This window comes from Melittangium boletus DSM 14713 (assembly GCF_002305855.1).
Lineage (GTDB): Bacteria > Myxococcota > Myxococcia > Myxococcales > Myxococcaceae > Cystobacter > Cystobacter boletus.
On sequence record NZ_CP022163.1, the window covers coordinates 4,077,211 to 4,091,334 of the forward strand.

Here is a 14,124-nt window from a genome sequence, read left to right on the forward strand (position 1 = left end):
ACGTCGGCCAGGCTCGGTTGACAACCTGTGTCCATGTTGTCAACCTTGTCCATATGGTCGATTCCATTGCTCCGAGACAGGGTGTCCCGGATGATCCACGCCGCCGCGCGCTGTTGGACTCGGCGATGTCCGTGTTCGCGCGCCATGGTTATCGCAAGACCTCCATGGACGAGGTCGCCCGGGCCGCCCAGATCTCCCGCCAGGGCCTGTACCTTCATTTCTCCGCCAAGGAAGAGCTCTTCCGCGCGGCCGTCCAGCACCTCCTCGAGGGGGCGTTGCGGGCCGCCACGTCCGTGCTGAATGACGCCTCGCTCGCGCTCGACGCCCGGCTGGTGCGCGCGCTCGACGAGGTCTTCGGCCGCTTCGCCGGGAAGGCCCACCCGGATGCGTTGGACCTGGCCGAGGCCAGCCGTGAACTCCTCGGCACGATGGTGGAGGATCACGAGGGACTGTTCGCCGAGGCCATCGCCAGGACGCTCCGTGCGTCGCGCTCGATGGCCGCCTACAAACCCGTGGGGCTCACCGCGCGCCAGCTCGCGGACACGTTGATCATCACGGCGTCCGGGCTCAAGCACCGCGTCGCCACTCGCGAAGAGTTCATCAAGGGCATCACCATCGCGGTCCGCGCGATGTGTCTCCCCCTCCTGGAGGTTCCATGAGCCGCATCAAGTCCTGGGTGTCCCGTGCCGCCCTCGGCGTGGGGGCCTTGGTGGTCCTCCTCGCCGTCCTCGCCGGGGTGGATGGGTGGAAGGCCTTCGGACAGCGCGCCAGCGGTGAGCGCCGGGCCCGCATGGAGCGCTCGCCCCAGTGGAAGGATGGCCGCTTCGTCAATCCCCAGCCCATCATCAATGACAACTGGGGCAGCGTGACCAGCCTGTTCGAGCGCGGCTTCGAGGGCACACCCACGAGCCCCGTGACCACGGCGGCCGTGGATCCCCGGCGCTTCGACACGCCTCCCGCCACCGGCCTGCGGGTCACCTGGCTCGGGCATTCCTCCAATCTGGTGGAGATCGATGGCCACCGCGTCCTCACGGATCCCTTCTGGGGCGAGCGCACCTCGCCCCTCACCTGGCTGGGTCCGAAGCGCTGGTACGCGCCCCTCATCGCGCTCGACGCGCTGCCCCGCGTCGACGCCGTCGTCATCTCCCATGATCACTATGATCACCTCGACTACGCGACCCTGGTGGCCATGAAGGACTGGGACACCCGCTTCGTGGTGCCGCTCGGCGTGGGAGCGCATCTGGCCTATTGGGGCATCCCCGAGGAGCGCATCGTCGAGCTGGACTGGTGGGAGAGCACGAAGGTGCGGGATCTGGAGATCGTCTGCACGCCCGCGCGCCATGCCTCGGGCCGCTACCTGCTCGACAACAACATGACGCTCTGGGGCGGCTTCGCGCTGCGGGGCCCCTCGCACCGGGCGTTCTTCTCGGGGGACACGGGACTGTTCCCCGCGTTCCGGGACATTGGCGAGCGGCTGGGACCGTTCGACGTGACGCTGCTCGAGGTGGGGCAGTACGGGCGGCCCTGGCCCGACTGGCACATGGGGCCCGAGCAGGCCATCCTCGCGCACCAGATGTTGCGCGGGCGCGTGCTCCTGCCCGTGCACTGGGGCCTGGTCAACCTCGCCATGCACACGTGGACGGAGCCCATCGAGCGGGCGCTCGTGGCGGCGCGCTCGGCCCAGGTGACGATCGCCCAGCCTCGTCCCGGCGAGAGCCTCGAGCCCGAGGCCCGGCCCGAGCCCTCCCGCTGGTGGCCGGATCTTCCCCGGCAGACGGCGGAGCAGAACCCCATCGTCTCCTCTCAAATGGAGTGAGCCCCCATGAAAGGTCAGCTCAACGCCATCCACCCCCACGGGTTGTCTGGCGGAGTGGGATAATGGTCTCTACTTCGCGGGCGAGGCCCTTTCCTGCTACGGACCGTGGGGTTGGAGGGAAGGCCGCGTCGGATGGGCGGATAGACTCCCATCCCGTCCCCCGGTCTTCGAGAACAGGTTTCCATGAAGGACAAGCCGTTCACCGACATCTCCACGGCCGCCACCCCCCGGCGTGAGCGCGCGGAGCCGTCCCGCCCCGTTCCCGCGCTCACCATCGTGTCCCATCCCACGCCCCACCGGGCCGGAGAGCGGCTTCTCCTGGGCGCATTGCTCTCCGGGGGCTCGGTGGCCGTGTCCCGCGTGGGGCCGGACTTCACCCCGTCGGGCGCCACCCTGGGTCTGCCGCTCGCGGACACGTTCCTGAGCCGCAAGCCCCTGGTGTTCGAGAGCACGGGCTCGGGGGGAGTCCGGCTGCGCGCGGAGGCGGGTGGCACGCCGGTCTGGGTGGAGGACGCGCCGCTGGTGGGCTCCCGGGAGCTGGGGCCCGAGGCCCTGGCCCTGGGCGTGCCCATCGTGCTCGCCGAGCGGGTGGTGCTGCTGCTTCACCTGACGTCTTCCTCCGAGGCGCTCGTCGTGCAGGACGACCTGGGCATGGTGGGCCAGGGCCAGGGCACGCGCCGGGTGCGTGAGGACGTCGTGCGCGTGGCGGATTTGAAGGTGCCCGTGCTCATCCGGGGCGAGACGGGCTCGGGCAAGGAGCTGGTCGCCCGGGCCATCCACCAGCGTGGCCCTCGCCGCCGGGGGCCCTTCGTCAGCGTCAACCTGGGAGCCATTCCCAAGGAACTGGCCGCCGCGGAGCTCTTTGGCGCGAGGAAGGGGGCGTACACGGGCGCCACCCAGGAGCGCGAGGGCTTCTTCCGCGCCGCCCATGGCGGCACGCTCTTCCTGGACGAGGTGGGCGAGGCGCCTCCCGAGGTCCAGGTGATGCTGCTGCGGGTGTTGGAGACGGGCGAGGTGTATCCGGTGGGGGGGCACTCGGCGGTGGCCGTGGATGTGCGCCTCATCACCGCGACGGACGCGGATCTGGAGGAGCGCATCCGTCAGGGTTTCTTCAAGGCGCCCCTGCTGCACCGCCTGGCCGGGTATGAAATCCAGGTGCCGCCCCTGCGCGAGCGCCGCGAGGACATCGGTCTGCTCTTCCAGCACTTCGCCCGGCAGGAGGGAGAGTCGCTGGGGGATGGGCAAGGGCTGGAGTCGCTGTCCTCCGCGTCCGAGCCCTGGCTCCCGTCCTCCTTGGCGGTGCGGCTGGTGCGCTTCTCCTGGCCTGGCAACGTGCGGCAGTTGCGCAACCTGGCGCGCCAGCTCGTCATCGGCAGCCGGGGGCAGGGGGCGCTCAAGGCCACGCCGCGCATGGAGCGGGAATTGGACGCGGGCATCACGCTTCCGCCCTCCGCCTCTCCCGGCGTGGCGGCGCCCCGGGGGGAGCCCGAGCGGGCCGCCCCGCCCGAGCCCGAGGGCTCCCGGCGCAAGCCCTCCGAGGTGACGGACGCCGAGCTGATCGAGGCCCTGCGCGCCAGTGGGTGGGACCTCAAGGCCGCCGCCCAGCGCCTGGGCATCACCCGGCCCTCGCTCTACGTGCTGATCGACAAGAGTCCCAGCCTGCGCACGGCCGGGGACTTGAGCGTGGAGGAGATTTCCCGCTGCTTCCAGGAATGTGGAGGCGATCTGGATGAGATGACGCGGCGGTTGGAGGTCTCCAAGCGGGGCCTGCAGCGGCGCGTCCGGGAGCTGGGCCTGGATGAGCGCTGAGCCTTGACACGTCATTGACATGTCAAGAGGTCATCCGGAGCGTCCAAGGACGCTTCGTTCATGGCGGCTCCCGCTCAAGGTTGCTATGGGGTGCCCAAAGAAAGGCAGACATCCATGGCGACACTGACGATCCAGATCCGAATCGGCCGCGAGCCGATCTATTCCATCAACCCGCCCTTGGTCTATCCAGGCGACACGGTGGTCTTCACCCTGGAGGACAGCACGGACACCGTGACGGTGAAGTTCGAGGAGGGGACTCCCTTCAATCAAGACGATTTCGTGCTCAACGGCAGCTCCACGCTCACGGCCTCGAAGTCGCCTGTCGTCCGGAGCGACGCCCCCTATCGGCGATATGAATTCAAGGTGCCTCCCCCCCCGGAGCCGTGGAAGCATGGAGAGGATCCCGAGCCGCCCGGGACGGTGTCCGGCGGAGTGGATGTCGGCACGGAGCCGCCGATCCTCATCGAGAAGTGAGCGCCTTAGCGTGAGCTGAGCAGGGGCTCGTACTCCACCGAGAGGTGAGGGTTGTGGGCGAGGGCCTGATCCAGGTCCTTCCGGGCCTCGCCCCGCCACGAGTCGCGTTCCGCGGGGGACGCGCTGGGAGTCTCCGCCAACGCGAGCAGCAACCGGGCCCGGGCGGCCCGGGCGGTGGCCCACGTGGGACGGGCGGCCAGGGTTTGCTCCACCTGGCGCAGCCCCTCGCGCAGCACGGGCGCGGGGTCTCCTCCGCCCGCCTGGGTCAGCCACTCCGCCCACTCGCCCCGCAGGAGCGCCGCGGCCAGACGGTATTCCTGCCACTCGGGGTCCGCCTCGAGGGCGCGTTGGAAGGAGTTCGCCGCCCGCTCGAAGTCGGTGCCCCGGGCCTGTCCCTTCCGGGCGAGCCAGCGCGCGCGCACGGCCTCCACCTCGCCCTGGTAGCGCAGCGCGTACCCCATGCCGGGATTCAATTCGAGCGCCTGGCGCAGGGCCTCCGAGGCCCGCTCCAGCTCGGGTGACGGGTCTTCGCCCCGCTTCAAGGTCCAAAGCGCCAGGGTGTGGTGCACCTTGGCTGGGTTCACCCGGAACTGGGCCTGCTTGGGCAGGCGCTCGATGGCCTGAGCATAGCTCTCCAGGGCCGCCCGGGCGCTCGGGGTGGGATCCTCCCCCCGCCGGTATTGGAAGAGGGCCCGCCAGGCGTGCACCTCGCCCAGGTTGTTGTAGGCGAAGCCCTGCTGGGGGGCGGCGGCGCGGGCCCGCTCGAAGGCGGCCTGGGCCTCGTCGAGCAGGGGCTCGGCGTCCTGTCCCGCGTCCCACGCCAGCTCCGCCTTCCACAGGAGCGCTCCGCCCAGGGCGTTGGGGAAGGCGGGCAGCTTGGCGTTGATGGCCGAGCCCTGACGGTACAGGGCGAGCGCCTGCTCCAGCTCGCTGTCCGGCTCCCCGCCGCGGTTGAAGCGCCGCCGGGCCCGCCATTCGTGCACCTGGGCGCCGTAGTAGTAGGGCACGTAGTGCCCCGCGTCGATGCGGCGAGCGCGCTCGAACGTCTCCCGGGCCTGTTCCAGGTCTCCGTCCGCGTCCGGGGCGCGGGGGTTCGTGGCGCGGTTGAAGTACATCGTTCCGAGGTTGAGCCACGCATCCACCAGGCTCGGGTCGAGCGCGATGGCGGCCCGGTAGGCCTGGATCGCCTGGCCTCGGTGTCCGAGCGAGTCGCCTCCCCGCTGGTCCTCGGAGTCGGCCCAGATCTTGAGGAGGTAGCCGCGCTCGGTGTGGAACACGTAGTCGCGATCCTTCTCGGCCACGCCCTCGAGGGACTGGAAGGCCTCGCGCAGGGGCTCGGCGGGATCCTCGCCGTGCTCCTGGCGGTAGCGGGCCGTCAGGCGGAAGTTCCGGGCGATCTCCATCTGGGCCCGCGGGTCTCCAGGCGAGAGCGCCAGCGCCGCGCGCGCCTCCTCCAGCGCCTGCTCCACCAGGGGCAGCACCTCGCCGTTGCCCTGCTGCAGACGGTACTCGGCCATCCGGCGGTGGAAGCGCGCGCGCAGCAGCTGGGCCTGGAAGTGGTCCGGCGCGGCGGTGAGCGCCTGGGAGACGGCCTCGAGTCCCCGCTCGTAGGGGGCCTGGATGTCCCCCGGGCCGAAGAACTCCAGCAGAAGGGAGCCCAGGTGCAGCGTGCCCAGGGCGGAGTACACGGCGGGGTCGCTCTCGCCGATGGCGGCGGCGGCGGTGTACGCGGCGCGGGCGGCCTCCAGGTCGGCGAGGGCGCCGGTCCGATCCCCGGCGTTGCGGCGCTTCCAGGCGCGGGCCCGGAGGATGTCGCCGCGCAGCAGGGGCACCTCGTGGAACCACGGCGTGGGGGTGCCCAGCGCGTCCAGCTCGGCCAGGGCCCGCTCGTGCTCGCCCTCATGGAAGGCCAGGAGCGCCGCGCCGTAGTGGGGAGAAGGGGCCTCGGTGCCCTCGCTCCTTCGCAGATAAGTGAGCGCGGGATCGCGGTAGCGCTGTTCGAGCTCGCGCCGGCGGGCCTCGCGCTGCTCGGGGTTGCGCGTCCACTCCACCTCGAGCAACCGCTCCTGGTAGAGCTGGCCGAGCGCGAGCGCGAGCGCATAGGCCACCCGGGGCTCCTGGTAGCCCCCGCGCCATGCGGATTCGAGCCGCTCGAGGGCCCCCTGGGCATCCCCCAGCGCGAGCAGGGCACGGCCCAGGGCGTAGTGCCCGGGCGCCTGGGCGTCTCCCCCCGCCTGGCGGATGTCCTCCTCCAACGCGCGCATGCCCTCGCGCAGGGCGAGCCGATCCGGGCGGGTGTCGTGCAGGGGCGCCAGGGCGGAGTAGCGCGCCTGGGCCTCCAGGCGCTCCACGCGCTCGGTGAAGAGGCGGGCGAGGCGTTCGCGCGAGGCCACCTGGTGGCGGGTCAGCGCCGCCTGCCCGAGCGCGAGGCCCAGGCCCACGAGCGCGGTGGTGCCCAGGCCCACGAGGAGCCGGTGCTTGCGCAGCTTCTTGCGCAGCCGGTAGCCGGGCCCGGCGCGGCGCGCGAGCACGGGCTCTCCGGAGAGGTAGCGCTCCAGATCCTCGGCGAGGGCGCGCGCCGAGTCGTAGCGGGCCGAGCGATCCTTCTCCAGACACTTGAGGACGATGGCCTCCACGTCCACGGGCAGGTCGGGGTGGGAGCGCCGGAGCGGAGGAGGCTCCTCGGTCTGGATGAGGGTGAGCAGCTCCAGGGCGTTGTTCCCCGCGAAGGGAGGCGCGCCCGTGAGGATGTGGTGGAGCGTGGCGCCCAGGCTGTAGACGTCCACGCGGCGATCCAACCGGCCCACCTCGCCCCGGGCCTGTTCGGGGGCCATATAATGAGGGGTGCCGAGCACGTCGCCCGAGGCGGTGTGCTCCTCGTGCCAGTCGCGCGCCAGGCCGAAGTCCATGACGTAGGGCTTGAGGCTTCCGTCCTCCGGCCGCTCGACGAGGATGTTGGAGGGCTTGAGGTCGCGGTGGATGAGGCCGGCATGGTGGGCGGCGTGGACGCCCTCGGCCACGTCCCGGAGCACGGACAGCTTCTGCTCCAGGGTGAGCTCCCGGGCGAGCTGCCCCAGGTGGCGCCCCTCCACGTAGCGCATGGCGATGAAGGCCCGGCCGTGGATCTCCCCCACCTCGTACAGCTCGCACACCCGCTCATGGCGCACCCGGGCCTGGGCGCGCGCCTCGGACAGGAAGCGCTGGGCGAGCTGGGGGTCTCCGTCGCGCACGAACTTGAGGGCCACGTTGCGGCGCAGGCGGGGGTCATACGCGAGGAAGACCTGGCCCATGCCGCCCTGGCCGAGGAAGCGCACGGCCTGATAGCGCTCCCAACCGGGCAGGGGAAAGGCGGGTTCCGAGGACGCGGAGGGGGGCGGGGGAGCACCGGGGCGCTGGGTGGAGGGAGCCTCGAAGGGGGTGGCCCGGCCGCGCAGGGACACGAGGGTGTCCGGGGAGAGCTGGCCCCGTTCGAGCAGCAGCTCCAGGGGACTGCGCTGGAGGCGCACGGCCTCCTCGCGCAAGGACTCCACCTGCTCGCGCGAGACGACTCCCTCGGCGAGCGCGCAGTGGAGTTCCTCCTCGTATTCGGGCCGGGGGGTGTTCGGGGTGCTCACCCTCCCGAGCATAGGAGGGGTGTCCGTGGGACGGAATGGGGGGCCCCTCAGGTGGAATTCCCGCCCCGCTGCTCACGCAGTTGCTCGAGGAGCGCCCGTGCCTTGGCCTGGCTGGAGACGAAGTGGATCTTCCCCCGCAGGGTACTCTTCTCCGCCCGGGTCATCTCCGCGGCGAGGAGCAGTCCCATGGCGAGGGCTTTATGCAAGAGCCGCGTCTTGAAGTAGATGACCCCCAGGATCCACTCGGACCGGACGTGCTCGCTGACATAGCGCCTGGCCTCTGACTCCATCCCCTCCGCCGTCTCCATGTCCCCCATGATGAAGAAGGGATGGGCCGTGCCCAGCTCCCTGTAGAGATTCACCATCTGGACGGCCTGCTCCAGGGTGCATCCTCCCTGGAGCTTCGACCAGAGGAGATCGGGAGCCTCGAAGTGGAAGGTGTGCCTTCCGATCGTCCACTCTCGCTGGATGGGCGGCATACGCCCTGTCCTATGACAGCAAGCTCCCCAGCCGCAACGGCGCGATCTCCGGGCCGACTCTGTTGAAGATTCCACGGAGGTGTTCGCCTCCCGTCCAGGAGGCCGAGGGGCGCCAGCCGGGAGGACAGGGCCGCATTACCTTACGCCCATGGCCGAGTGTCCCTTCGCTCCCCGTGCTTCCCCTCCTGGCAATGCTCCGAGCTCCGTGGCGCTGGAGGCCACGGATCCCCTCCAGGTGCTCAATGAGGCCTTCCGGGACGCCTATGCCGAGCGGCGGGACGCGTTGCTCGCGGGCATGGGTCCGGTCATCGCGCAGATCGACGACGTGCTCATCCTGCGCAACGGGGAGCAGCGGCTCGAGGGCCCCGCGAGGACCCGTCGCTACCATGAGCTCAAGGCCATCAACCACCTGCCGCTCGCCCTGTACGTGCTCCTGATGGACAGGCGAGGCGCGCTCGATGGGCGCACCCGGGAACGGCTCACCTCCCTGCGGGGACTCATCACCGCGGCGGAGGACAGCCTGGCGCGGCGGGGCTTCACTCCGGAGCAGCTCACCCGCCAACGCCGCCTGCTCGAGGGCTCGCTTGGCCTCGTCGAGCGGGTCCTGGCCGAGGACCGCATCGAGCCGGCCACCTTGTGGGCCTTCACCCGGTCGCACCTGCCGGAGTTGATGGGCAACATCGAGGACGCGGCGAGGGATCAGCTCGAGACCATGCACGCCACGGTCGAGGCCTGGAAGAAGCGGATGACGCCAGAGGAGCGCGCGCGGCTGCGGGCGGTGGTCGCGGTCGCGCACATGTCTCGTCCCGGGAACGTGGCCATGCAGTATTTCTCCGTCACCCTGGGGGATACCTGGGAGGGCCACTTCGACCAGGAGGATTTACAGCCAGGCAAGCGGGTCCTGGCCTCCGAGACGGGTTTCGACGAGGCGGGGGCGTTCACGCTCCTGGCCACCCAGGCGCTCGACGCGAGCGTGGGCGAGCATTTCTTCGGCGAGGAGATGCGCCTGGAGCGAGACGTGCTCGCGGACGCGGCGGAGCGGATCCTCGCGGACATGTTCCACCAGGAACCCGAGCCGCCGCCTCCTCCCGGACAACAGGAAGCGGCTCAGTAGGCCGTGCCTTGCCAGGGGAAGAGGTACGTCAGGGGCAGGTTCAGCCGCGCGGCCCAGGAGGACTCGTTGTGTCCCGCGCCCTGGGCCACGTAATAGAAGAGATCCTGACCCTGGACATGGCCATCCGCCACGAGCGCATCGCGCATGCGGGTCGTCTCCGGCAGCCCATCACCGCTCGTCCCGGCGTCGAGGTAGACATTCACGGCCACCTTCGTGGAAGCCGCCTCCACCTGCTGGGTGAGCGCCTGGTTGTTCCACCAGAAGGAACTCGACAGCGCCGCGAGCTTACCGAAGACAGACGGATTGCGCTGTCCCATGTAGAAAGACACCAGGCCACCGAGTGACGAGCCGATGAGCGCGGTGTTCTGCTTGCCCGTCAGCGTGCGGAAGTTCTGGTCGATATAGGGTTTCACCGTGTCGATGAGGAAGCGCTCGTACTTGTCCGCGCCTCCGCCGCCGTACTGGGGATCGCAGCAGGGGGTGTACTCGTAGATGCGGTTGGCGTCCCCGTTATAGACGCCCACGATGATGACCTCGTCCATGGAGCCGTTGCCGATGAGGGCATTGGCCGTCTCGTCCATGCGCCACTCGACGCCGCCGAAGGCGGTGGAGGCATTGAACAGGTTCTGCCCGTCATGGGCATACAGCACGGGATAGCGCTTGAGCGGATTCTCCGAGTAGCTGGGCGGCAGGTAGACGGCGAGCGTGCGGGAGTTGCCGAGCTGGGGCGAATAGAGCTGGGAGACGTATTGCAACCGCCCCGAGGCCGCGCCGAAGAAGGGGTAGAGGTCCACCGTGGCTCCAGCCTTGACGCGGTAGTTGGCGCCGGTGGACCAGGAGACGTCATTGACGAGGGGTTTGAGCTCCACGTCGCCCACGGCGTTGGACCAGGACAGGGTCCAGATGTTGCCCGTGCTCCAGGTGGCGTTGTTGCCGGTGGTCCAGGAGAGGGGCGCCTTGCTGCCCCGGACGGTGATGCGGTTGCCGTAGCCGACGTCGTAGTGGATGCGGACGGTGGTGGCCTCGGCCAGGGTGCTCGACATGAGGAGGGACAAGGCCGCGAGGGGGCCCAGGGCGCGCCAGGGAGAAGGGTGCATGGGGTGGAACTCTCCCAACGAGGTCCGGGTCGGAGCAAGGTGACTCCTGGTATCGTTTTCCGAACCCCCTTTTCCCGAAAGAGGCCCGCCCATGTCCCAGGAAAACCTACCCCCCGCGCTTCCCGTCGAGCCGCCCGAACTGAACGCCATGAGGGAGCGGTTGCTGGTGACGCTGGAGAAGGAGGCGCAGGTGGCCACCGGGACCGCTCAGCCCCTTCTGCGGAAGATGCACGAGTTGCTCGTCAGCACCAAGCCGGGCGAGCCGTTCAGTCCGGCCCTCTACGAGGAGGTCAAGCTGGCGATCATGGCCTTCATGAAGGAGCCCGTGTTTCCGCCGCCGTCCGTGATCGGTGAGTGCGTGGCGTTCATGCAGGAGCGGCAGGCGGCGTTCCTGACCGCCGTGCACGGGTAGGCTCACCCCTGATTCACCCCGTGTCCACGGCCGCTTCCACGGAGAGGTCAGACCATGTCTGAAGAGGTGGATACACGGCGGCCCTCGCGTGTGGGGGCGCTGGCACTGGCGGTGTTGATGGGGGTGACGGCCTGCGCCACGGGAAGGCCCATGGGCGCGGCCGTGCGGCATGATTCACCGGAGTCGAGAGCCGACGCCGGAGGCGAAGAAGCTGTCTTCACCCGGCTGCCCACGGACTTCGCCGCGGTGCGGGTAAGTAACGCCGAGCTGACCGAAGCCCTGGCGACACTCTGGCTCGACATGCCGCTGCGGGTGGCCAGGTTCCAACCACCCCGTCAGGTTGGCCATGGCGTGGTGTTGACGTCCGTGTCATCGGGTGGAGAGGCGTGGCGGTCTGAGCTGGCGAAGTCCTATGGGCGGTACTGCGAACGGCGCGGGACGCCAGGAGATTGCCTGACGCTGTTCGAGGATGGGCCCCGCTTCCAGGAGGATGACAAGCGCCGCCTCGCGCTCGCCCTGGCGGTGGGCCCCGCCTTGGAAGGCGTGAACGCGGAAGTCCGGGCCATGCTCGACCCCTCCCAGTTGCTGACCCTGCTGAGCATCAGCATCGCGGGGTACATGGCGCTCTTGCTGGCGCCGATACCCGAGCCCGTGACGAAGGGCCTTGCCCTCGCGTTCACCGTGCTCATGTGGGGGTACCTGGGGTGGGAATTCTTCGACCTGCTGCGAGCCTATGCGCGGCTTCACGAGGAAGCCCCCCGGGCCACGAGCTTCGCGGAGCTGAGGGAGACGGGCGAGCGGTTCGGCCGCGTCATCGGGCCGAACAGTGTGCGGATCCTCGTGTTGGTGGGGACAGCGGCGATCGGTGGAACGGCGGCGCTCGCGTCCAAGGCGCCGAAGCTACCGGGATTCGGACAGGCTTCGGGGAGAGTTGCGGCCAGAACCGGCATGAAGCTGCTGGATGCGGCGACCGGGGCCGAGCGCGTCATTGTCTCCGCGTCCGAGGGCGCGCTTCGTCTCGTCGTGGGGGCACCGCACGTCGTGGCCATGGTGGGCCGGAGCGCCGCCGCTGGGAGTCCGCCGGGAAGGGGTAAGCTCCTTCCAAACGGCCACAGGGCCTGGGGGTCGTTCAGTGGCTTCAAGTCGGCCATGGGTCCCGCGGGAACGGGAAAACAATGGCATCACCTCGTGGAGCAGACTCCGGGCAACACGAAGCGGTTCGGGGGGGATGCTCTGCATAATACCGAGAACGTCATTGCTCTAGATAAAGACTTGCATGAAGAGGTGAGCGCCTTCTATTCGTCGATCCAGTTGGTTGCCACCAGAACCAATAAGTTGACGGTGAGGCAATGGCTGAGTACTCAATCGTACGAGGCGCAACGAGAGTTTGCTTTACTTGCGATTGAGAATATCAGGAGTGGGGTGTGGTAATGGACTTAGAGAGTATCGCAAGAGAGTTTGCCTTGAACGTGGCTGCACAGACTGATGCCATTCATGGCGGTGACCGAAGCGGCGGGAATAAGTACGCCAAACGCTACATCGCTGCGTTCAAGAAGTTGCGAGACCACGGAGAGGCGGGCCGGGATGCACTCGCAAAATTATTAGTACATCCTCGCATGGACGTTCGAGTCAATGCAGCCGCCTGCTTGCTCAGTGATAGACCAGAGCAGGCAAAGCCCGTTTTGGAAGAAGCAGCCAAGGGAAAGGGAATGATTCCCTTCGTGGCGTCTCAAGCGTTGAAATATTGGGAAGAGGGCACCTGGCGCTTGGATATTGACTGATAGCGTCATGGGTGAACGCGCAGCATGCGTTCGGATTGAAGACGATCGATGATGGGGAGAGTGAAATTTGGTGGATGAGTTCAAAAAGCTAGTCGAGTCGTTCGCCCATCATACGCAGGCGCAAACTCAAGAGATTTGGAGTGGCGACGCGAAGACCGGAAACAAGCATGCGACGAAGGTGCTCGCCGCATTTGACCAGTTGCGGTCTTATGGGGACGCCGGTCGCGATGCACTCGCGGAACTTCTCACGCATCCGAGCATGGATGTTCGCACATCCGCGGCGACGTTCCTCCTGAGATATCGCACGGCTGAAGCCAAGGCGGTATTGCAAGAGGCCGCGAAGGGGAAGGGGCTGATTCCTTTCGAGGCGTTTGAGGCTTTGAAACGGTGGGAAGAGGGCACATGGTCCCTGGACCTAGCCGAAGATGCGGTGAGACAGTCAGAAGCGTCCCGCTCGGCACTACCCATCAAGCGCAGCCGATCCCGCATGGAACGCGCCGCTCCTGTCAGACGGAGGCTGAGCAAGCGAGCCAAGGTCGGCAAGTGACTTTGGAGTGGATCTCATCAGGGAAAGGTCACGCCGTTCAGGAGGATGAGCCGGTGGCCGCTTTCATCCCAGGCTTTCACGGTGAATGCTCCTTGAGCCTCCCCAGCGGTCAGTTCCCACTCCACCACGAACAGGCCCGTCCCTGAATCCGGCGCGATGGGCGATGCCTGCCAGAAGACTCGCGCGGGTCTGGGCTCCTGTCCCTTTCTCTCCAGTGCCGCGCCCGCGCTCGACCACGGCTGTGGATCCGGATTTCGCAAGACCATCGCCACGGCGATGCGCACCACCTCGCGGCCCTCGTGTTCCCGTGTGGTGCTGGAGCGATAGCTGATGCCTTTCTCCGCGTGGATCGTCTCGCGAGGAGTTTTGGTTGCTATGTCCAGGGTCCTGGTAACGACGCCATTCTCTTTACTGTCCAACTTCATCAGCCCGCTGGCGATCAGTCCGGTCAGGCCACCGGGTCCATTCTGCATGCGAAGCTGCTCCAACTCCTTCGCGAACTGCCGGGACTTCTCGCGCTCCTCCTGAATTTCCCGCTGGTATTCCTCCACGGTGCGCTTGTGGCGAAATACCTCCACCTTCCGTGCTCCGAACGCGGGATGCCCGACCAGGGAGAATGAGGCGTTGGCCGGAGCCGCGCCGTCCGCGAAGCGCACGACCATCGTGAAACGTTCTCCAGGCTGGAGATCTTTTGAAGGCAGGAGGGTGACGCTCCGCGTTCCCATGGCCACGTCGGTGAAACGTTCCCGGCCTTGTATTTCCGCCGACTCTGGCACGAGCGGCGAGTCGAAGAGGAAGGTGGTGGGCTGGTCCGGGTTGATACACACCGGCTTCACTTCCGCCGGAGACTCCGGCGACAATTCAAGGCGATGCGGTGACGCCGCGCAGTCCAGGGAGCGTGGCTGGGCGGGTGCGTGGAGCCCCGTGAAGAGCACCAACGCCACGGCGGCTGGGAACAGGGCGTACATGCGGTGGATCCTC

Annotated in this window: 13 protein-coding genes; 9 read left to right on the forward strand and 4 right to left on the reverse strand. The window is 68.2% G+C overall.

The window, feature by feature from the left end; all coding sequences use genetic code 11:
- The first annotated feature begins 53 nt into the window (after positions 1-53).
- From MEBOL_RS17305 to MEBOL_RS17320, 4 genes are all read left to right on the forward strand, one after another.
- On the forward strand, positions 54-659 hold the full coding sequence (locus MEBOL_RS17305) for a TetR/AcrR family transcriptional regulator (protein WP_095978475.1): 606 nt from the start codon (positions 54-56) through the stop codon (positions 657-659).
- Positions 656-1,816 (forward strand): MBL fold metallo-hydrolase, encoded by a 1,161-nt coding sequence (locus MEBOL_RS17310; protein ID WP_095978476.1) that lies wholly within the window; start codon positions 656-658, stop codon positions 1,814-1,816. Before MEBOL_RS17305 ends, MEBOL_RS17310 begins: the two co-directional genes overlap by 4 nt.
- Before the next feature lie 183 nt (positions 1,817-1,999).
- Positions 2,000-3,625, forward strand: a complete 1,626-nt coding sequence (locus MEBOL_RS17315) for a sigma 54-interacting transcriptional regulator (RefSeq protein WP_095978477.1) — start codon at positions 2,000-2,002, stop codon at positions 3,623-3,625.
- A 114-nt stretch (positions 3,626-3,739) separates the two neighbouring features.
- On the forward strand, positions 3,740-4,099 hold the full coding sequence (locus MEBOL_RS17320) for a hypothetical protein (protein ID WP_095978478.1): 360 nt from the start codon (positions 3,740-3,742) through the stop codon (positions 4,097-4,099).
- 5 nt (positions 4,100-4,104) lie between these two features.
- Here MEBOL_RS17320 and MEBOL_RS17325 read toward each other — a convergent pair whose 3' ends face one another.
- Both MEBOL_RS17325 and MEBOL_RS17330 read right to left on the reverse strand, forming a co-directional pair.
- Positions 4,105-7,725: a serine/threonine-protein kinase gene (locus tag MEBOL_RS17325; RefSeq protein ID WP_095978479.1), complete on the reverse strand. Its 3,621-nt coding sequence runs from the start codon at positions 7,723-7,725 to the stop codon at positions 4,105-4,107.
- 35 nt (positions 7,726-7,760) lie between these two features.
- Entirely contained in the window at positions 7,761-8,192 is a 432-nt protein-coding gene (locus MEBOL_RS17330; protein WP_095978480.1) for a hypothetical protein, read from the reverse strand.
- 148 nt (positions 8,193-8,340) lie between these two features.
- On the opposite strand from MEBOL_RS17330, the gene MEBOL_RS17335 reads away from it, so the two are divergent.
- Positions 8,341-9,306: a hypothetical protein gene (locus MEBOL_RS17335; protein WP_095978481.1), complete on the forward strand. Its 966-nt coding sequence runs from the start codon at positions 8,341-8,343 to the stop codon at positions 9,304-9,306.
- Here MEBOL_RS17335 and MEBOL_RS17340 read toward each other — a convergent pair.
- Positions 9,300-10,403, reverse strand: a complete 1,104-nt coding sequence (locus MEBOL_RS17340; RefSeq protein WP_095982835.1) for an alpha/beta hydrolase — start codon at positions 10,401-10,403, stop codon at positions 9,300-9,302. The two genes, MEBOL_RS17335 and MEBOL_RS17340, sit on opposite strands and share 7 nt — an antisense overlap.
- Positions 10,404-10,494: 91 nt before the next feature.
- On the opposite strand from MEBOL_RS17340, the gene MEBOL_RS17345 reads away from it, so the two are divergent.
- From MEBOL_RS17345 to MEBOL_RS17360, 4 genes are all read left to right on the forward strand, one after another.
- Positions 10,495-10,815 (forward strand): hypothetical protein, encoded by a 321-nt coding sequence (locus tag MEBOL_RS17345; RefSeq protein WP_095978482.1) that lies wholly within the window; start codon positions 10,495-10,497, stop codon positions 10,813-10,815.
- Between the two features lie 54 nt (positions 10,816-10,869).
- Entirely contained in the window at positions 10,870-12,246 is a 1,377-nt protein-coding gene (gene sitA5 / locus MEBOL_RS17350) for a SitA5 family polymorphic toxin (RefSeq protein ID WP_095978483.1), read from the forward strand.
- On the forward strand, positions 12,246-12,596 hold the full coding sequence (locus MEBOL_RS17355; RefSeq protein WP_095978484.1) for a DUF2019 domain-containing protein: 351 nt from the start codon (positions 12,246-12,248) through the stop codon (positions 12,594-12,596). The genes sitA5 and MEBOL_RS17355 overlap by 1 nt, the downstream gene beginning before the upstream one ends.
- Positions 12,597-12,666: 70 nt before the next feature.
- Positions 12,667-13,143, forward strand: a complete 477-nt coding sequence (locus MEBOL_RS17360) for a DUF2019 domain-containing protein (RefSeq protein ID WP_095982836.1) — start codon at positions 12,667-12,669, stop codon at positions 13,141-13,143.
- Positions 13,144-13,160: 17 nt separating this feature from the next.
- Here the strand turns inward: MEBOL_RS17360 and MEBOL_RS17365 are convergent, their stop codons facing one another.
- Positions 13,161-14,111, reverse strand: a complete 951-nt coding sequence (locus tag MEBOL_RS17365) for a DUF2381 family protein (protein ID WP_095978485.1) — start codon at positions 14,109-14,111, stop codon at positions 13,161-13,163.
- Positions 14,112-14,124 lie beyond the last annotated feature (13 nt).

Bases quoted from the DNA above. Each gene is read 5' to 3' on its own strand.
- MEBOL_RS17315 (WP_095978477.1), top strand. From the start codon at position 2,000: ATGAAGGACAAGCCGTTCACCGACATCTCCACGGCCGCCACCCCCCGG.
- MEBOL_RS17365 (WP_095978485.1), bottom strand. From the start codon at position 14,111: ATGTACGCCCTGTTCCCAGCCGCCGTGGCGTTGGTGCTCTTCACGGGG.
- MEBOL_RS17345 (WP_095978482.1), top strand. From the start codon at position 10,495: ATGTCCCAGGAAAACCTACCCCCCGCGCTTCCCGTCGAGCCGCCCGAA.
- MEBOL_RS17340 (WP_095982835.1), bottom strand. From the start codon at position 10,403: ATGCACCCTTCTCCCTGGCGCGCCCTGGGCCCCCTCGCGGCCTTGTCC.
- MEBOL_RS17320 (WP_095978478.1), top strand. From the start codon at position 3,740: ATGGCGACACTGACGATCCAGATCCGAATCGGCCGCGAGCCGATCTAT.
- MEBOL_RS17325 (WP_095978479.1), bottom strand. From the start codon at position 7,725: ATGCTCGGGAGGGTGAGCACCCCGAACACCCCCCGGCCCGAATACGAG.
- MEBOL_RS17310 (WP_095978476.1), top strand. From the start codon at position 656: ATGAGCCGCATCAAGTCCTGGGTGTCCCGTGCCGCCCTCGGCGTGGGG.
- MEBOL_RS17355 (WP_095978484.1), top strand. From the start codon at position 12,246: ATGGACTTAGAGAGTATCGCAAGAGAGTTTGCCTTGAACGTGGCTGCA.
- sitA5 (WP_095978483.1), top strand. From the start codon at position 10,870: ATGTCTGAAGAGGTGGATACACGGCGGCCCTCGCGTGTGGGGGCGCTG.
- MEBOL_RS17330 (WP_095978480.1), bottom strand. From the start codon at position 8,192: ATGCCGCCCATCCAGCGAGAGTGGACGATCGGAAGGCACACCTTCCAC.
- MEBOL_RS17305 (WP_095978475.1), top strand. From the start codon at position 54: ATGGTCGATTCCATTGCTCCGAGACAGGGTGTCCCGGATGATCCACGC.
- MEBOL_RS17335 (WP_095978481.1), top strand. From the start codon at position 8,341: ATGGCCGAGTGTCCCTTCGCTCCCCGTGCTTCCCCTCCTGGCAATGCT.